The organism is Myxococcus sp. RHSTA-1-4, from assembly GCF_020037125.1.
Lineage (GTDB): Bacteria > Myxococcota > Myxococcia > Myxococcales > Myxococcaceae > Myxococcus.
Genome location: NZ_JAIQDG010000003.1, coordinates 107,822 through 124,519 on the forward strand (window position 1 = coordinate 107,822; position 16,698 = coordinate 124,519).

The 16,698-nt window shown below is 70.6% G+C and carries 18 protein-coding genes; 11 read left to right on the top strand and 7 right to left on the bottom strand.

Going from position 1 to position 16,698, the window contains the following annotated elements; translation table 11 throughout:
* From K8638_RS06260 to K8638_RS06280, 5 genes are all read left to right on the top strand, one after another.
* Positions 1-1,065, top strand: a complete 1,065-nt coding sequence (locus K8638_RS06260; RefSeq protein ID WP_223753765.1) for a branched-chain amino acid ABC transporter permease — start codon at positions 1-3, stop codon at positions 1,063-1,065.
* Positions 1,062-1,943: an ABC transporter ATP-binding protein gene (locus tag K8638_RS06265; protein ID WP_223753497.1), complete on the top strand. Its 882-nt coding sequence runs from the start codon at positions 1,062-1,064 to the stop codon at positions 1,941-1,943. Before K8638_RS06260 ends, K8638_RS06265 begins: the two co-directional genes overlap by 4 nt.
* Entirely contained in the window at positions 1,940-2,695 is a 756-nt protein-coding gene (locus K8638_RS06270; RefSeq protein ID WP_223753498.1) for an ABC transporter ATP-binding protein, read from the top strand. Before K8638_RS06265 ends, K8638_RS06270 begins: the two co-directional genes overlap by 4 nt.
* 194 nt (positions 2,696-2,889) lie before the next feature.
* The gene (locus K8638_RS06275) at positions 2,890-3,657 is read left to right on the top strand and encodes a hypothetical protein (RefSeq protein ID WP_223753499.1); all 768 of its coding nucleotides are present in this window, start codon (positions 2,890-2,892) and stop codon (positions 3,655-3,657) included.
* Between the two features lie 174 nt (positions 3,658-3,831).
* Positions 3,832-4,599, top strand: a complete 768-nt coding sequence (locus tag K8638_RS06280; protein WP_223753500.1) for a methyltransferase domain-containing protein — start codon at positions 3,832-3,834, stop codon at positions 4,597-4,599.
* 6 nt (positions 4,600-4,605) lie between these two features.
* On the opposite strand, the gene K8638_RS06285 is transcribed toward K8638_RS06280, so the two are convergent.
* From K8638_RS06285 to K8638_RS06300, 4 genes are all read right to left on the bottom strand, one after another.
* Positions 4,606-6,663: a putative metal-binding motif-containing protein gene (locus K8638_RS06285; protein ID WP_223753501.1), complete on the bottom strand. Its 2,058-nt coding sequence runs from the start codon at positions 6,661-6,663 to the stop codon at positions 4,606-4,608.
* Between the two features lie 91 nt (positions 6,664-6,754).
* Complete coding sequence (locus K8638_RS06290; protein ID WP_223753502.1) at positions 6,755-7,372, bottom strand: YiiX family permuted papain-like enzyme; 618 nt, start codon at positions 7,370-7,372, stop codon at positions 6,755-6,757.
* A gap of 78 nt (positions 7,373-7,450) precedes the next feature.
* A complete protein-coding gene (gene thpR, locus K8638_RS06295; RefSeq protein WP_223753503.1) occupies positions 7,451-8,005 on the bottom strand; it encodes an RNA 2',3'-cyclic phosphodiesterase in 555 nt (184 codons plus the stop codon).
* Positions 8,006-8,008: 3 nt separating this feature from the next.
* A complete protein-coding gene (locus tag K8638_RS06300; protein WP_223753504.1) occupies positions 8,009-8,539 on the bottom strand; it encodes a metal-dependent hydrolase in 531 nt (176 codons plus the stop codon).
* Between the two features lie 85 nt (positions 8,540-8,624).
* On the opposite strand from K8638_RS06300, the gene K8638_RS06305 reads away from it, so the two are divergent.
* The gene (locus K8638_RS06305; RefSeq protein WP_223753505.1) at positions 8,625-9,878 is read left to right on the top strand and encodes an adenylate/guanylate cyclase domain-containing protein; all 1,254 of its coding nucleotides are present in this window, start codon (positions 8,625-8,627) and stop codon (positions 9,876-9,878) included.
* 78 nt (positions 9,879-9,956) lie between these two features.
* The gene (locus K8638_RS06310) at positions 9,957-10,817 is read left to right on the top strand and encodes a caspase family protein (RefSeq protein ID WP_223753506.1); all 861 of its coding nucleotides are present in this window, start codon (positions 9,957-9,959) and stop codon (positions 10,815-10,817) included.
* Positions 10,818-10,907: 90 nt separating this feature from the next.
* On the opposite strand, the gene proS is transcribed toward K8638_RS06310, so the two are convergent.
* Positions 10,908-12,341: a proline--tRNA ligase gene (gene proS, locus K8638_RS06315; RefSeq protein ID WP_223753507.1), complete on the bottom strand. Its 1,434-nt coding sequence runs from the start codon at positions 12,339-12,341 to the stop codon at positions 10,908-10,910.
* 176 nt (positions 12,342-12,517) lie between these two features.
* On the opposite strand from proS, the gene K8638_RS06320 reads away from it, so the two are divergent.
* The 4 genes from K8638_RS06320 (at position 12,518) to K8638_RS06335 (ending at position 15,535) form a co-directional block, all read left to right on the top strand.
* On the top strand, positions 12,518-13,192 hold the full coding sequence (locus K8638_RS06320) for a DUF4336 domain-containing protein (protein WP_223753508.1): 675 nt from the start codon (positions 12,518-12,520) through the stop codon (positions 13,190-13,192).
* 55 nt (positions 13,193-13,247) lie between these two features.
* Positions 13,248-13,892 (top strand): TetR/AcrR family transcriptional regulator, encoded by a 645-nt coding sequence (locus K8638_RS06325; RefSeq protein ID WP_223753509.1) that lies wholly within the window; start codon positions 13,248-13,250, stop codon positions 13,890-13,892.
* A 71-nt stretch (positions 13,893-13,963) separates the two neighbouring features.
* Complete coding sequence (locus tag K8638_RS06330) at positions 13,964-14,572, top strand: MXAN_6652 family MXYO-CTERM-anchored protein (RefSeq protein WP_223753510.1); 609 nt, start codon at positions 13,964-13,966, stop codon at positions 14,570-14,572.
* A 183-nt stretch (positions 14,573-14,755) separates the two neighbouring features.
* Positions 14,756-15,535, top strand: a complete 780-nt coding sequence (locus K8638_RS06335; protein WP_223753511.1) for an endonuclease/exonuclease/phosphatase family protein — start codon at positions 14,756-14,758, stop codon at positions 15,533-15,535.
* A gap of 58 nt (positions 15,536-15,593) precedes the next feature.
* On the opposite strand, the gene K8638_RS06340 is transcribed toward K8638_RS06335, so the two are convergent.
* Together K8638_RS06340 and K8638_RS06345 are read right to left on the bottom strand one after the other, a co-directional pair.
* Positions 15,594-16,145, bottom strand: a complete 552-nt coding sequence (locus K8638_RS06340) for a hypothetical protein (protein WP_223753512.1) — start codon at positions 16,143-16,145, stop codon at positions 15,594-15,596.
* A 132-nt stretch (positions 16,146-16,277) separates the two neighbouring features.
* A complete protein-coding gene (locus K8638_RS06345; protein WP_223753513.1) occupies positions 16,278-16,658 on the bottom strand; it encodes a hypothetical protein in 381 nt (126 codons plus the stop codon).
* Positions 16,659-16,698 lie beyond the last annotated feature (40 nt).

Genomic DNA, 16,698 nt, shown 5'->3' on the forward strand with positions numbered 1-16,698 from the left:
ATGGAGACTCCGGCGCTCCCCGTCCCCGAGGCCCGCTCGCCCATTCCGGCCAGCCTGCGCGGCATCTTCCCCGTGCTGGTGGCGCTGCCCGTGCTGGCGCTGTTCCAGTGGTTGCTCAGCGAGTCCCCCTTCGCCGTCTACCTCCTGTCGGTGATGGGGGTGAACATCATCCTCGCGGTGAGCCTCAACATCGTGAACGGCATGACGGGCCAGTTCTCCATCGGCCATGCGGGCTTCATGGCGGTGGGGGCGTACATCTCCGGCGTGCTGTCGCTGAACCTCAAGGAGGTGGCGCTGTCCTTCCTCCCGGTGGCCGCCAGCGACCAGGTGCTCTTCACCGTGGCGCTGCTGGTGGGCGGGCTGGCCGCGGCGGCGTGCGGCTTCCTGGTGGGCCTGCCCTCGCTGCGGCTGCGCGGTGACTACCTGGCGATTGTCACGCTGGGCTTCGGCGAAATCATCCGCGTGGTGGTGCAGAACACGGACGCCTTCGGCCGCGCGCTGGGCCTGTCCGGCATCCCCCAGTACTCCAGTCCGTACATGGTCTACTTCTGGGTCTTCCTCGTCGTGCTGGTGGCGCGGCGCATCGCCGGCTCCAGCCATGGCCGCAGCCTGTGGGCCATCCGCGAGGACGAGGTGGCCGCCGAGGCCATGGGCGTGGACACCACCGGCTACAAGGTCCGCTCGTTCGTCATCTCGTCGTTCTTCGCGGGCATCGCCGGCGGGCTGTTCGCGCACTTCGTGCCCATCATCAACCCCGGCTCCTTCACCTTCGTGAAGTCGATGGAAATCGTCGTCATGGTGGTGCTGGGGGGCCTTGGCTCCACCACGGGCGCCATCGTCGCGGCCATCTTCCTCACGCTGCTGCCGGAGGGCCTGCGCTCGCTGTTCAACGCGCTGGGCACCGAGGGCACGCTGGCGCAGAAGGTGGACCAGATTCGCATGCCCATCTACGGCCTGATGCTGGTGGCGCTGATGCTGTCGAGGCCGCAGGGCCTGTTCGGCATGCGTGAAATCTGGGACGTGCTGCCGCGGTGGATTCCGCGCCGGCGCAGGGGGCTGTCGTGAGCGCGGCGGTGCAGGCGAGTGTCGGGTCCGGGGCCCCGCTGCTCCAGGCGGACGGGGTGAGCATCCAGTTCGGCGGCCTCAAGGCGCTGACGGACTTCTCCCTCACCATCCGCCAGGGAGACCTGCAGGGCCTCATCGGCCCCAACGGCGCGGGCAAGTCCACCGCGTTCAACGTGCTGACGGGCGTGTACCAGCCCACCCGGGGCGAGGTGCGCGTGGGCGGCCTGCGGGTGAACGGGCTCAAGCCTCATCAAATCAACCACCTGGGGCTGGCGCGCACCTTCCAGAACATCCGCCTGTTCCGCGCGCTCACCGCGCTGGACAACGTGAAGGTGGCGTGCCGGGCGCAGGGCGCGCTGCACCCGCATGACACGGGGTTCGGCGGGAAGGCGAAGAACGCGCTGGCCAACTACCGCGACTGGTGGCGGGCGCTGCTGCTCACCCCGCGCTTCCAGACGGAGGAGCGGGAGCTGACGCGGCAGGCGGAGCACCTGCTGGAGGTCATGGGCCTCTCCCACCGCCGGGACGAGGAGGCGCGCAACCTGCCCTACGGCGAGCAGCGCCGGCTGGAGATTGCGCGCGCGCTGGGCACGAAGCCGAAGGTGCTGCTGCTGGACGAGCCCGCGGCGGGCATGAACACCCGCGAGAAGGCGGACCTGATGGTGCTCATCCGCAAGCTGCGGGACGACTTCCAATTGGGCGTGCTGGTCATCGAGCACGACATGAAGCTGGTCATGGGCATCTGCGAGCACATCACCGTGCTGGACCACGGGGAGACGATTGCCCGGGGCGCTCCGGCGCAGGTGCGCAGCGACAGGAAGGTCATCGAGGCCTACCTGGGTGACAGCTACCTGGAGAGCCACGGAGGGGCGGCGTGAGCGAGGCGCAGGTGAAGACGCTGGGCGAGCGCCGGGCCTTCCCGCCGCTGCTGGCGGTGGACGGCATCAAGGTGCACTACGGCGCCATCCAGGCGCTCAAGGGCGTGTCGCTGACGGTGGGCAAGGGCGAGGTGGTGGCCCTCATCGGCGCCAACGGCGCGGGCAAGACGAGCACCCTGCGCGCGGTGAGCGGCATGCTCAAGCCCAGCGCCGGGCGCATCACCCTCGACGGCAAGGACACCACGAACCTGAAGGCGCACCAGCTGGTGCCTCGCGGCATGGCGCACGCGCCGGAGGGGCGGGGCGTCTTCCCCAACCTCACCGTGCAGGAGAACCTGGAGCTGGGCGCGTACCTGCGCAAGGACACGGCCGCCGTCCAGGAGGACATGGAGAAGGGCTTCACGCTCTTCCCGGTGCTCAAGGAGCGGCGCAGGCAGCTCGCGGGGACGCTGTCCGGCGGCGAGCAGCAGATGCTGGCCATCGCCCGCGCGCTCCTGAGCCGGCCCCAGTTGTTGCTGCTGGACGAGCCCTCCCTGGGCCTGGCGCCGCAGGTGACGGAGACCATCTTCCGCACCCTGCGCGAGGTGAACGCCACCGGGGTGAGCGTGCTGCTGGTGGAGCAGAACGCTCACCTGGCGCTCAACTCGGCCCACTACGGCTACGTGCTGGAGACGGGCGAGGTGGTGATGGCGGGGCCCGGCAGGGCGCTGCTGGACAGCCCCGAGGTGCGCCGCGCGTACCTCGGCGAATAGGGCGCTGGACCGGGGGGCGGCTCCCGGATGTCTTTTCGTCAAGGGGGACTTGAGACGTCCTCCCGCTGACGATGTCCGGTGAAACAAGTCGCAAGGAAACTGGCGAGCCCCCCAATCTCGGGTAGTCAGCAGGCAATCAATTCGTCTAGTTTATTTCGACGCGCCGCGTTCAACCACACTCAGGAAGCGTGCCCATGCCCCCGTTGTCCCGTCTTCTCGCCGCCGTTGCCACCCTCGCGCTGATTGCCGCCGCGTGCGCCGGTCAGCAGAAGCCCGCCGACGACAAGCAAGCCACCTCGACGATTGAGGAGCTTCCCGGAGAGGGTGGCGACACCGGCGCCCCCGCCGCCGACACCGCCTCGATGATGAACACGGTGAACGCGGAAGAGGGCTTCTCCGTGAAGATGCCGGGGCAGCCGCAGGTCCAGCGGCAGAAGGTCACCATCCCGGCGGGTGACGTGGCCACGGCCGCGTACTCGCTGCAGACGCCCGAGGGCGTCATCTTCTCCATCAGCACCGCGGACTACCCGGAGAAGGTCGTCGCCGCCCGTCCCCCGGAGGCCTTCCTCAACGAGGGCCGTGACGGGCTTACGAACCAGCTCAAGGGCACCGTCAGCAACGAGCAGGAAATCACCATCGACGGTTACCCCGGGAAGTCCTACACGGTGTCCTCGCCCAACGGCGAGGTGAAGGCGCGCAACTACCTGGTGGGCCCGCGCCTCTACACCATGCTCGTCCTCTACAACCCGAGCATCGGCGCTCCGGGCGCGGACGAGTTCCTGGGCTCGCTGGCGCTCGTCAACCCGCCGCCCCCGGTGCAGCGCGCCGGCGCGGCTGGCGCGGATGCCGGCACGGCCGACGCCGGGATGATGACCGAGACCGGCCCGGCCACGGAGATGGGCGCCGCGGACGCGGGCGCCGCTCCCGACGCGGGCACCCGCCGCCGTAAGGGCACGAAGTAGTCCGCTCCTCGCTCCGGGCGCCCTCTCCCTGAGGGAGCGCGCCCGGAGGAAGGCAGCCTGCCGGGCCCGGTTTCCCTTCCAGCGCGCCGAGTGCCGCGGGTGAGGCGCTGAGCCACCCGGCGCGTTATGCCTCCTGGCGCGCGGTGCCCGCCGCACCGCCTGGAGGTGGCCGTCATGTGGGACCCGGCGCGGTACTCGCACTTCCGTGACGAGCGGAAGCGCCCCTTCTTCGAGTTGCTGGCGCGCGTGGACGTGGACGCGCCCTCGCACGTGGCGGACCTGGGCTGCGGCACGGGAGACCTCACGCGCGTGCTGGCCGAGCGCTGGAAGGGCGCCCGGGTGTACGGCGTGGATTCGTCCGCCGCCATGGTGGAGGAGGCACGCCGCCGCCCCGCGCCGGAGTCGCTGCGCTTCGAGGTGGCGGACCTGGCGGGCTGGGAGCCGCCCGCGCCGCTGGACGTGCTCGTCTCCAACGCGGCGCTGCACTGGGTACCGGACCATGGCGCGCTGCTGCTGCGGCTGGTGGCGAAGCTGGCCCCGGGAGGGGTGCTGGCCTTCCAGGTGCCGGCCAACTTCGACGCCCCCTCGCACCGTCACATCGACGAGGTGCGGACCCTGCCGCGCTTCGCGGCGAAGCTGGCCCAGGTCCGCCGCGGCCATGCGGAGTCCATCGCCGCCTACGAGGAGCTGCTGTCCGGCCTGGGGCTGGTGGTGGACGCGTGGGAGACGGCGTACCTGCACGTGCTCCCGGGCGAGGACGCGGTGCTGGAGTGGCTGCTGGGCACCACGCTGCGGCCGGTGCTGGCGGCGCTGGAGCCCGAGGAGGGGCGGGCCTTCCTGGACACGCTGCGGCCGCTGCTGCGCCAGTCCTACCCGGCGCACGCGCGCGGCACGCCGTTCCTCTTCACCCGCCGCTTCGTGGTGGCGCGGCGGGGACGCTGAGCCGCGTCACTGCGGCCAGTGGAGGATTCGGCCTCCATCGCCCACCACCCACAGGTCCGCCGGGCTGGTGCCGGCGATGTCGTTGAACCGGGCGCCCGAGACCGTGTGGATCTGCTGCCAGCTCTGGCCGTTGTACCGGTAGATGTGGCCACTCGCGCAGGTGGCATAGGCCGAGGACGCGCCGAAGGCGACGACGGAGGTCAGGTCGTGGGTGTTGGGGAAGGTCAGCTTGCTCCAGGTCGTGCCGTTCCACCTCACCGCGGAGCCGGAGTCACCCACGGCGAAGGCGAGCTTCGCGTTCACCACCCAGACACTCACGAGGCGGGCCACGCCTGAAACGCTGTTCTGGATGTTCTCGTTCACCCACCGGTTGTTGGCGGGGTCATAGCGGTAGGCGCGGGCCGAGGGCGTGCTGATGTACCCGCCGACCAGGAAGAGGGTGTCCCGCGAAACGCCGTGGACGTCGTACACGGGGAGGATGGGGTTGGTGGAGGTGTCGTTGAAGGTCACCGCGTCGACGCCGCTCCAGGTGAAGGCCCGTCCCTCGCCGGAAACCGAGCTGTCGCTCGCGCCGTAGATGAGGAGGCTCCCGGTGTCTCGCAGGCCCACCATGCCGTAGGTGGCCACTCCGGTGAGGGTGACCTCGGTGCAGCCCGAAGCGGTGGGGTCCTGCCAGGCCTGCCGGCCTCCGACGGAGCCGAACCAGGCGCGGCCGCTGTTGTCCGGGTCTGACCACACGCTGGACCAGGCCGTGGAGTTCGAGGCGTTGGGGCCGACGTTGCCACACCCGGCCGTGGTGACGTTGAAGGTGGTGCCACCCGGCGACACCACGGCGCGGCGGTTGTTCTCACCCACGGCCCAGACACCCCCGGCCGTCCAGGTGGAAACCGAGTTCCACACCTGGCTTCCCGAGCCGACGGTCTGCTCACTCCATGCATGCGTCCCGTTCGGGCACGTGGCCGCGGACTCGGGCTGGGTGTCGCAGTCGTTGTCGAGCTGGTCGCACAGCTCCGTCGCGCCCGGGCGGGTGAACGGATTGCCGTCATCGCAGTCTCCGGCCTGGGTGACGTACCCGGTGCCCGGGGAAACACAGGACTGGATGGCCGTGCCGCTGCCGTACCCGTCACCGTCCGCGTCGAGCACCCAGCTCGCCGGGCTCTGCGTCAGCTGGCAGACGGCATTCCCGGTGACGGTGTCGCACGCGTACTGGCCGCCGCACTGGGTGGCCGCGTCCGTGCAGGCCGAGCCGGGCGTGGGGAAGCCCTCGTTCAGGTTGCCATCGCAGTTGTCGTCCAGGTCGTTGCAGCGCTCCTGCGCGCCGGGACGCACGCTGGCGCGGGTGTCGTCGCAGTCATCCGCCGCGTTCGTGGTGTAGCCCGCGGGCACGGCATCGCAGAAGGACACCGAGGGAGCGTTCTTGTCACCGTGGCCGTCCTGGTCCACGTCCGGGGATGCGACGATGGCGTTGGGGACGGAGCAGACGACCTCGCCGTTGCTTCCGCAGCGGAAGGTGCCCGCGCAGCTCTGGGCATTGGTGCAGCCCTGGCCCAGCGACAGCTCCACCGCGTCGGACTGGCCGTTGCAGTTGTCGTCCTCGTCGTCGTTGCAGCGCTCCGCCACGCCCGGGTTGATGGTGGACGCGTTGTCCCGGCAATCGGTGCCGCCGCTGAGGACATCCACATAGCCGTCATGGTCCGCGTCAGTCGCGAGCAACCGCAGCGTCACCGGGGTCGACTGGCCGCGCGTCATCGTGACGCGCTCCGAGTTGCTCACCACCGGCTCGCCCACGCAGGTCCGCTCGTAGGCCTGGGCCACCACCTCCACCACGCTGCCCCAGCCGTCAGGGGGCAGCACGCCCACCACGAGGGAGCCGCCGGTGGGTTCGCCCTTGCCTGGCACTTCCTGGGAGAGCTCCTGGCCACTGGCCGCGTCGCGGGCCACCACCAGCACGCAGCCGGGACGGAAGCCCTGGTACGTCACCGTGAGCTTCACGGCACCTTGAGGAGTCTTGTCCTTGCAGCCAGCAAGCGCGAGGAGGGGGAGGAGCCACAGGACGCGTCGCATGGCGCGCATCCTATCCGTCCACCCCCGCTTCCGCGCAGTCCCCGTCCCCGTGGGAGCCGCGCTCACATCCCGGGGATGGGTCCCCGGAGCCCTACCGCACCGACGGGAAGTCCGAGTGCACCACCTCCAGCCGTGTGTCCACGGCGAGGCTCGCGGGTGTCACCAGCTCCAAATCCATGGGCACCTTCCCCCCGTAGCGCTCGCGCATGGGCTTCTCCAGCCCCGCCACCTTGAGTGAGCCCAGGCGCTCCATCTTCCCGTACTCCACGCCCGCGCTCCGGGCGTACGCCTTGTGCACCAGCTCCGAGCAGTACATCGCCTCGTCGCCCCAGCCGAAGCGCCAGTCATACGGCTTGCCCAGGTGCGCCTTCGCCGAGGCCACGGCCTGCTGACGTTGCGTGTCGTTCAGCTCCTTCGGCCGCAGCACCAGGATGTGGCCCTTCACGCCTCGCGCCTTCCACTTCGAGAAGGGCACGCGCTGCACCGGCTGCACCGCCTCCACCACCCATGCGCCCTGGGGCGTCACCTCCACCATTCCCACGTGGGACAGCGGGCTCTCCGTCGCCGCCTGGATGAACTGGGACTGCCGCGAGCGCGAGGTGTGGAGGACGATGTCCCCCGTCCGCAGCAGCTCCTCCAGTCCCGCCCGTGGCGCCGCGACCGCGCCGTGGGCACCGAGCCACACCGCCAGGAGCACACTCCACCGCATCGTCGAGTCCTTTCCGGCGCTTGTCCGCGCCCTCACCCTGGCTTTGCAGGCAGGGTGCCAGCGCCGCCGGAAGCGCCGTCACCCCGCGCGCGTGAGTGGCACCTCCAGGCGGGGCAGGTAGTGCCCTGCCTTGCTCTCGAAGAGGACCAGCCGGTCCACGCGTCCCTCGCCGAAGTCCGAGCCCTCCAGGGCCTTCGCGCACCGGGCCAGCGCCGGGTCTCCGCGCGGGTCCTTGGAGCGGGCCAGCGTGAGGTGCGCGGTGTACTCGCGGTGCTCGGGCTCGAAGCCCAGCGGCTGGAGCGCGGCGGCGGCGTCCGCCTGGAGCGCCTTCAGTGCGTCCGTCGCCCCTCGCACGTCCGCCCAGAGCACGCGCGGGCGCGCGGGTGAGCCGAAGCTGCCCCCGCCGCCCACGGACAGCACGAAGGGCGCGTGGCGCGGGCCCAGGGGCTCCAGCGCCTCTCGCAGGGACGGCAGCCGCGCCTCCTCCACCTCGCCCAGGAACACCAGCGTGAGGTGGACACCCTCCGTCTTCACGAAGCGGGCGTGTGGCGCCACGGCGCGCAGCCGCTGCAGCTCCTCGATGGCGCGCTGTTCAATCGTGGCTCCCAGCGTGACGGCGGTGAACAGGCGCATGGCTCAGTTCTCCTGTCGGCGCCCACGCGGCCAGAGCGCGTAGGTCCAGAAAGGGATGAAGGCGAGCAGCTCCACGCCGACGACGTACAGCCCGCGCGCGGACAGCATCCCCGCGCCGATGGGGGACACGGGCAGCGGGCGCACGGGGGCGAAGAAGCGTCCGTGCGAGAAGGGCCACAGCAGCGCCGCGCCCAGGCCGCCGTTGGTGAGTGCATCCAGCAGGCCGTGGCTGGCCACCGCGACGAAGGTGAGCGCGCCCCACCGCGCGGCCGGGGCGCGCAGGGCCCGGGCCACGCCCGCCGCGAGGAGCGCCACGCCCGCCGCGAAGACGAGGGAGTGCGACGCGCCCCGGTGTCCCCAGGTCGCGGAGTAGGGGATGCCGAGCCGGAAGGCCACCACGTCCGCGTCCGGCAGCAGGGCGAGCAGGGAGAACAGCGTCATGGCCGCCGCCAGCCGGCCAGGGGACATGTTTCCCGCCTCGTACCGCCCCAGGGCCATGCCCACCGCCACGTGACCGATGCTCGCCATGAGCATGAAGATAGCCCACCTGGCGGCCCCGGCCCGCCGTGGACAACCTGCCTGGAGGGGGCGGGCCGGGTTGGGCTACCGTCCTTCCCGCATGCGGAAGCGCCCCCATATCGAGGACACGCTCCAGCGCCGCCTGGAGGGTTGGCGCGCGCAGGTGGGTGAGTGGCTCAACCGGGTCCGGTTCGCGGGCACGGCGGGCTGGTTGTTGCTGGCCTGGCTGGACGAGTGGCGGGTGCCCCTGCTCGCGCTGGCCATCTATCTGTCCCTGGCCTTCATGCTGTGGTTGGGCGCGCGGCGCTTCCCGGCGCTCGGGAGCCGGTCGGCCCTGCTGCTCGCCATTGTCGACATGCCCGCCGTCTTCATCCTCCAGCGGCTGGCCATCCTCGAGGCCTTCGCGAGCACGGACGTCCCGGCGAACACGGTGCCCATCGCGCTGCTCACGCTGGGGGCGTACATCGTCCTGGTTGTCATCGTGGCGCTGGTGACGCTGTCGCGCGCGAGCGTGGCGGCGGCCGCGGTGCTGGCCATCGCCCTGGAAATGGGGCTGGTCGCCGTGGCGGGCCTGGACTGGAGGCCCCTCTTCTCCGGCATCGCGTGGGTGCTGTTGCTGGCCGCGCTGGCGGCCATCTTCATCGGCCGGCAGGTGCTGCGGCTGGTGACGGAGGTGGCGCAGGAGGAGCTGCACAACGAGCGCCTGGGCCGCTACTTCTCCCCCGAGGTGGCCCGTCAAATCTCCGAGCGCGGCGGCGAGTCCAGCGACGGCGAGCACCGGGAGGTGACGCTGCTCTTCTCCGACATCCGCGGCTTCACCTCCATGTCCGAGCGGATGGACAGCCCGCAGGTGGTGGCGCTGCTCAACGAGTACCTCTCCCGCATGGTGGAGGTGGTGTTCCGCCATGGGGGGACGCTCGACAAGTTCATCGGCGATGGCATCCTCGCCTACTTTGGCGCGCCGCTGGAATTGCCCGGGCACCCCCAGGCCGCGGTGGCCTGTGGCGTGGCCATGCTGGAGGCGCTGGAGGCGCTCAACGCGGAGCGCGCCGCGCGAGACGAGGAGCCGCTGCGCATCGGCATCGGCATCCACACCGGGCGCGTGGTGGTGGGCGACGTGGGCAGCGAGCAGCGGCGCGAGTACACGGTGATTGGTGACGCGGTGAACCTGGCCAGCCGGATTGAGGGGCTCACCAAGAAGGTGGGCGTCCCCATGCTCGTCTCCGGAGCGACGATGCGGCAGTGCCAGGGCCGGTTCGACTTCGAGCCGGCGGCGCCCCTGCCGGTGGCGGGCAAGGCCGAGCCGGTGGCCACCTTCGTCCCCCGGGCGCCCGCCCTGCGCGCGGTGAGCTGAGCGCCGGGCTCTCCGCCTCCGGCCGTCACAACTCCAGGAGCGGCACTCCCTCCGGCGAACACGGGAGGAGTGTGACTCATGGCGCAGGGATATTCGTTGAACATCGGTCTGAACTCGGTGGACCCGGTCCACTACGCGGGATGGGACGGAGCGCTCCTGGCCTGCGAGGCGGACGCGGAGGACATGGAGCTCATCGCCCGCGCGCAGAACTACTCGGCGGTGCGCAAGGTGCTGACGAAGGAGGCGACACGCGCCCGGGTGCTGAAGGAGATGGACGAGGCGGCCCGGGTGCTGCAGCCCGGCGACCTCTTCCTGCTGACGTACTCGGGGCACGGCGGCCAGGTCCCCGACAAGAACAACGACGAGTCGGACGCCGAGGACGAGACGTGGGTGCTCTATGACGGGCAGCTCATCGACGACGAAATCTATGGCGCGCTGGCGAAGCTGCGGCAGGGCGTGCGCGTGCTGATGTTCTCCGACAGTTGTCACAGCGGCACCGTGAGCAAGCTGGCCTACGCGGCGCTGCGCAACAGCGGCAGCCTGGGGATGCTGGCGGAGGAGGTGCAGGGCACGGAGGGCGCGGAGCAGCGCTTCAGGAACATGCCGCTGCCCATTGCCCTGCGCACCTACCGCAACAACAAGGCCATGTACGACGCCGTCATGGACGCGCTGCCGAAGGAGGACCCGAAAGCGACGATGAAGGCGACGGTGCTCCTCATCTCCGGCTGCCAGGACAACCAGCTCTCCAGCGACGGCACCTTCAACGGCCTGTTCACCGCCAACCTGCTGCGCGTCTACAACGGCGGCAAGTTCCGCGGCAGCCACCGCACCTTCCACCACCGCATCGGCCGCCGCATGCCGCCGCTGCAGTCGCCCAACTACTCCGTCGTCGGCGTCCCCAGCCGCGAGTTCGAGCGCCAGACGCCCTTCAAGGTCTGAGCGCGCGCACCCATGCACTGAAACGGCGAGAGGGCCGGAGGCGGGGAGACCCCCCCGCGCCCGGCCCTCCGTCAACCGCTCACGTGCGGCTCAGTACGCCTTGGAGAACACGATGCGGCCCGGCGACGGCTCGCCGGTGACGACGCACTTGCCCGGCTCCTGCTTGAGGCTGAAGGGCCGGCAGCGCGTGGTGAGCCCCGTCTCCTCCTTGATGCGGGCCTCCACCTTCGGGTCCAGGTTCCAGTGCGCCAGCAGGAAGCCCGCGTCCGCCTTCTCCTTCATCTCCTCGTAGGAGTTGACCTCGAAGGTGTTGGCGTCACGGAAGGCCTTCGCCTTGTTGAACAGGTCCTTCTGCATGGCGTCCAGCATGGCCTGGGCCCTGGACACCGCCTCGCCCAGCGGGATGAACTCCTTCTGCTTCAAGTCCCGGCGCACCATGACGCACGAGTCCTTGGCCAGGTCCTTGGGCCCCAGCTCGATGCGCAGGCACGTGCCGATGAGCTCGTGCTCGAAGTACTTGAAGCCCGGGCCCTTGGACTCGTCGTCGTCCACCGTCACGCCCAGGCCCGCCTTGCGCAGGTCCGCCGCCAGCGCGTGGCTCTTCTCCAGCACCTGCGCCTTCTCCGCGTCCGACGCCTTGCCGAAGATGGGGATGATGACCACGTGGTTGGACGCCAGCTTCGGCGGGACAATCAGGCCGTTGTCATCCGAGTGGGTCATGATGAGGCCGCCGATGAGGCGCGTGGACACGCCCCACGACGTCTGCCACACGTAGTGCTGCTTGCCGTCGCGGCCCTGGAACTGCGTGTCGAAGGCCTTGGCGAAGTTCTGCCCCAGGTTGTGGCTGGTGCCCGCCTGCAGCGCCTTCTTGTCCTGCATCATCGCCTCGATGCTGTAGGTGCGCAGCGCGCCGGCGAAGCGCTCCGACTCCGACTTGCGGCCCGGCAGCACCGGCATCGCCATGTAGTCCTCGGCGAACGTCCGGTAGACCTCCAGCATCTGGAGCGTCTCCTTCTCCGCGTCCTCCTCCGTCTCGTGGCAGGTGTGGCCCTCCTGCCAGAGGAACTCCGTCGTCCGCAGGAACAGGCGCGTGCGCATCTCCCAGCGCATCACGTTCGCCCACTGGTTCAGGAGCAGGGGCAAGTCCCGGTAGCTCTGAATCCACTTGGCGAACGAGCGGTTGATGATGGTCTCACTGGTGGGCCGGATGACGTAGGGCTCCTCCAGCTTGGCGCCGCCCGCGTGCGTGACGACGGCGAGCTGCGGGTTGAAGCCCTCGACGTGCTCGGCCTCCTTCTTCAGGTAGCTCTCGGGGATGAGCAGCGGGAAGTAGGCGTTCTTGTGGCCCAGGTCCTTGAACATCTTGTCCAGGACCCGCTGCATGTTCTCCCAGATGGCGTAGCCGTTGGGCCGGATGACCATGCAGCCCTTCACGTCCGAGTAGTCGGCGAGCTTCGCCTTCTGGACCAGGTCGACGTACCACTCGGAAAAGCCCTTCTCGCGGGGCGTGAGCTTCTCGGCCATGTGCGGAGCACCCTTCGTAAGTCGTTGAAAGAGGACGGTTGCCTACGCCGGGCCCACCCGGAAATCAACGGCCCCGTCGCCCCTTGCGTCACCCGCCCCATGGAACGGGTTGCGGATTTTTCGACCGGCGGTCAAAATGAGGAGCGAAGGTTGAAAACAGCTCCCGGGAGGTACCCATGCTTCAACCCGTGGCCGAGGGTGTTCACGTTCTCACCGTCGACTTCCGTATGGGAGGCTTCGACCTGGGAGGCCGGATGACAGTCATCCGCCTGCCGGACGGCGGGCTGTGGGTGCACTCGCCCGTCCGCTTCGGCCCCGAGGTGCGCGCCGCGGTGGATGCGCTGGGGCCGGTGCGCTTCCTGGTGGCGCCCAACCTCATGCACCACCTGGCCCTCCAGGACTGGGCGGCGGCGTACCCGGAGGCGAAGGTGGCGGCGCCGGCGGGCCTGAGGCGCAAGCGGCCGGAGTTGCGCATCGACGTGGAGCTGGGGGACACGCCGGACGCGGGCTGGGCGGGCGCCATCGACCAGGTGCTCGTGCGGGGCATGCCGAAGCTGGACGAGTGCCTCTTCTTCCACCGCCCCAGCCGCACGGTGCTCGTCACGGACCTGGCCTTCAACATCCACCGGACGGGCTCGTGGTTCACCCGCGCGTACCTGAAGCTCTGCGGCGCGTGGCAGCGGCTGTCGCCCACGCTCATCACCCGGGCCGTCATGAAGGACAAGGCGGCAGTGCGCGCGTCGCTGGACAAGGTGCTGGCATGGGACGCGGAGCGGGTGGTGGTGTGCCACGGCGACGTGGTGGAGCGCGGTGGCCGGGAGGCGCTGGTGGATGGCTTCCGCCGGCTCTAGTGGAGGAGGGCGGAAGTCCCCCGCCGGCCGCCGCCGTGCGCCGCCCCGGGACGAGGTGCCCGTTTCGGGTGAGGAGGCACGCGAGGCCCGCAAGGCGCGCCGCCAGGAGGGACGCCGCAAGGCCATCCTCGCCGCCGCGCGCGCGGTGCTGGTGCGCGGAGGTGTCACCGGGCTGACGCTGGAGGCGGTGGCCGCGGAGGCCGACCTGAGCAAGCCGTCGCTCTTCTACTACTTCCGCTCCAAGGAGGAGCTCGTCGGGGAGCTGGCGGTGGAGGGGCTGGCGCGCGAGGTGGAGGTGCTGGAGGCGGCGGTGGCCTCCGCCAGCGGCGGGGTGGAGGCCCTGGCGGCGCTGGTGCGGGCCAAGGTGGACCTGTACGCGGAGGACCTGGACGCCTTCCGCGTCGTCTACCTCTGGCCGCAGTTCCTGGGCCGCCAGTCCGGCTCGCAGCGCGAGCGCGTCTACGCGCTGAGCGCGCGGCTCAATGACGCGCTCGAGGCCCGGCTCCAGGCGGACGCGCGCGCGGGCCGCCTCGCTCCGGGCTTCCAGCCGCGCCGGCTGGCCAACGTCGCGTGGACGGTGGCACACGGCCTGCTGTCGCTGGTGGCGGGATTGGAAAATGCCGGTGGGAACACGCGCTACACGCTGTTGCAACTGCGTGACGAGGCCTGTGCGCTGCTGCTGCGGACCGGCGTGCGCTGAGGGTGCTGTGAACCTTTGCCGCGCCGCGCTAGAAAGGGGCTCCTTCCCAGTCGTATGTCTCAGGAGGCTTCATGCGGTCGTCTCTCTCGTCTCTCCGGGCTGCCGGCGTCATGGCGGCGTGCCTCGTCTCGGGTTCCGCGCTCGCCTACTCCACCGGTCAGAGCGGCTACAGCGGCAAGCCGCCGGCCCAGTCGTGCATGAGCTCCACCTGCCACTCGGGGGGCACGACGCCCACGGTGACGCTGGAGGGGCCCGCCAGCCTCGAGGCGGGGGCCACCGGAAACTACAAGCTCGTCATCACCGGCGGCCCCGGCGTCCGGGGCGGCTTCAACGTGGGGGTGGACAACGGCACGCTGCAGCCGGGCTCGGGCCAGAAGAAGGATGCGTCGAGCGGCGAGCTGACGCACTCCCAGCCGAAGGCCTTCAGCAACGGCCGCGTGGAGTTCGACTTCACCCTCGTCGCGCCGTCCAGCGGCGGCACCATCAACCTCTACGGCGCCGGCAACTCCACCAACTACAACCAGGATGAGTTCGGTGACGGCGCGGCCCAGTCGCTGAAGGCCATCACCGTGACGGGTGGCGAGGATGATGGAGGCGGGTGCGCCGCGGCCGGTGGCGCGCCGCTGCTGGGTGCGGTGCTGATGGTGCTGGGCGCCCGCCTGGGCCGCCGCCGCAAGTAGTCGCCTGCCTGCCCGCCGGGCGGGCCCGGGAGGGTGGGGCGACAGGGCGGAGGGACGCGGCCTAACATCCGCGCCCTTCCGACAATGCACCTCCGCCGACTCCTTCCCATCCTGTTCCTGATGGGGCCGCTCGCGTGTGCGAGCGGTCCCGGCCTCCGTCCACCGGAGGCCCCGGTCGCCTCCGTGCAGCGCAAGACGGGGGAGCTGCGGGTGATGACCTTCAACATCCAGTCCGGAGCCCGGGGGCTGGAGGGCGTGGCGCGCGTCATCCGCGCCTCGGTGCCGGACGTCGTCGCGCTGCAGGAGGTGGACGTCGGCTCCACACGCGCGGGCGGGGTGGACCAGGTGGCGGAGCTGTCGCGCCTCACCGGCCTGCCGTACCGCGCGCACTTCCGCACCACGAAGCTGTACGGCGGTGACTACGGCATCGCCCTCCTGTCCCGCTTCCCGCTGGAGGCGCTGGCGCAGTATCCGCTGCCGGTGCCCGCTGGCGCGGAGCCCCGCACGCTGGCCCACGCGGTGCTCCAGATGGACGGGCGCGAGGTGAGCGTCTACCTCACCCACCTCATCCGCCGCCCCTTCAACGGGGACGCGCGCGTGCGCCAGAGCGTGCGGGTGGCCCGGCTGATGGCGGCCGACACGCGGCCCAAGCTGCTCCTGGGAGACCTCAACGACGACCCGGGCTCGCGCCCCATCCGCCTGCTGCGGCGGAGCATGCAGGACGTGGTCGCCACCACCGGCGGGGCCGGGGGCACGTACCCGCTGCCGCTCTTCCTGCCCACGCTGCGCATCGACTACGTGCTGGCGTGTGACGCCTTCACGCCCGTCTCCAGCCGGGTGCTGCGCGTGGACGTGTCGGACCACTACCCGGTGGTGGCGGACCTGCGGCTGAAGGAAGAGGCCGCCCCGGCGGTGGCCGGGCGCGCCGCCCCGGCGTCCCTGCCCGCCAGCTCCGCGCCCTGAGCCGCGCCGGCTCCGCGCACCCGGGTACGGAGCGCCGTACCCGGAGCCGCGGTGTCCGTCAGCTCACGTTGAAGCGGTAGAGCACGTCCTGGTCGCCCCGGGTGTAGCCCTTGAGCACCTGGTGCGAGAGGTTCTTCGCGCCCAGGTAGTTGAGGCCGCCGAAGGCGAAGCCCATGACGGACAGCTCGAAGTACACGTGGGGATGGGGCACGTTGGTGATGCTCAGGTCCGTGTAGCCCTGGCCCGGGTGGACGCTCAGGTCTCCCTCGGTGAAGTAGCCCTTCCAGATGCCGGGCGTGAAGAGGAGGAAGCGCCGCAGGTCTCCGGGGCCGAACATCGTCTTGAGCTGGCCCTGGCTGAGCGCGTACTCGGCGGACTTGATGCCGAACTGCCACCAGGCGTCCGGGTTGCCGCCGTAGAAGCGCTTCAGCAGCTCCTCGTTGAGGCGGAGGAAGGCCGAGGCCGGCATGCGCGTCACCGGCATGATGGCGCCGGCGAAGAACGGCTCCTTCTTCGCGAAGTCGCTGAGAAAGGCCTTCCAGGCCGCCTCGCCGTGGGACTGCACCATCATCTGCTGTCGCGCCAGGAATGCGACGCCTTTGACTTCCATACGAGTGCCCTCCTGAGTGGCCCCTGCCTTGCTGCCTGATGGGATGCTCCGGCGTGCTCCGGGCACTTCCATTGTGCTTCGGGTTTCCCGGGGATGAAACGAGCGCGCGGCGAAAAGCGCCCGCCCGCCCGGTTATTCCAGCTGGAGGCCGCAGTCGGCGCAGGCGCCCGCCACCAGCGGGGCGGCGGTGCCGCAGGCCGGGCAGGGCAGCTCGCCGTCCTCACTCGGGGCCGGCAGGGCCGGGGCGCCATCCGGCAGCAGCCCCTCGCGCTGGAGGGTGTCCACCCAGCGCTGCTGGAGGAGCGCTGCCACGCGGGGGCCGTCTTCGGGGCGCACCAGCACCTGGAACTTCGGGCTGCACCCCATCTTCCCGCACGCCTCGCGGTGGACGAGCGCCGGCACGTCCGCGCCCAGGCAGGCCTCCACCAGCCGCCGCGCATCCATCAGCGGCATCTCCGCGCAGGGCACCAGCTCCGCGCCCGACAGCGCCTTCGTCGCTTCTTGCTCGGTCATCACCCCGGGATTGGAGCGCAGGGGGATGGGAGCCGTCCAG

Bases quoted from the DNA above. Each gene is read 5' to 3' on its own strand.
- K8638_RS06320 (WP_223753508.1), top strand. From the start codon at position 12,518: ATGCTTCAACCCGTGGCCGAGGGTGTTCACGTTCTCACCGTCGACTTC.
- K8638_RS06310 (WP_223753506.1), top strand. From the start codon at position 9,957: ATGGCGCAGGGATATTCGTTGAACATCGGTCTGAACTCGGTGGACCCG.
- thpR (WP_223753503.1), bottom strand. From the start codon at position 8,005: ATGCGCCTGTTCACCGCCGTCACGCTGGGAGCCACGATTGAACAGCGC.
- K8638_RS06280 (WP_223753500.1), top strand. From the start codon at position 3,832: ATGTGGGACCCGGCGCGGTACTCGCACTTCCGTGACGAGCGGAAGCGC.
- K8638_RS06345 (WP_223753513.1), bottom strand. From the start codon at position 16,658: ATGACCGAGCAAGAAGCGACGAAGGCGCTGTCGGGCGCGGAGCTGGTG.
- proS (WP_223753507.1), bottom strand. From the start codon at position 12,341: ATGGCCGAGAAGCTCACGCCCCGCGAGAAGGGCTTTTCCGAGTGGTAC.
- K8638_RS06285 (WP_223753501.1), bottom strand. From the start codon at position 6,663: ATGCGACGCGTCCTGTGGCTCCTCCCCCTCCTCGCGCTTGCTGGCTGC.
- K8638_RS06260 (WP_223753765.1), top strand. From the start codon at position 1: ATGGAGACTCCGGCGCTCCCCGTCCCCGAGGCCCGCTCGCCCATTCCG.
- K8638_RS06300 (WP_223753504.1), bottom strand. From the start codon at position 8,539: ATGCTCATGGCGAGCATCGGTCACGTGGCGGTGGGCATGGCCCTGGGG.
- K8638_RS06290 (WP_223753502.1), bottom strand. From the start codon at position 7,372: ATGCGGTGGAGTGTGCTCCTGGCGGTGTGGCTCGGTGCCCACGGCGCG.
- K8638_RS06305 (WP_223753505.1), top strand. From the start codon at position 8,625: ATGCGGAAGCGCCCCCATATCGAGGACACGCTCCAGCGCCGCCTGGAG.
- K8638_RS06330 (WP_223753510.1), top strand. From the start codon at position 13,964: ATGCGGTCGTCTCTCTCGTCTCTCCGGGCTGCCGGCGTCATGGCGGCG.
- K8638_RS06340 (WP_223753512.1), bottom strand. From the start codon at position 16,145: ATGGAAGTCAAAGGCGTCGCATTCCTGGCGCGACAGCAGATGATGGTG.
- K8638_RS06275 (WP_223753499.1), top strand. From the start codon at position 2,890: ATGCCCCCGTTGTCCCGTCTTCTCGCCGCCGTTGCCACCCTCGCGCTG.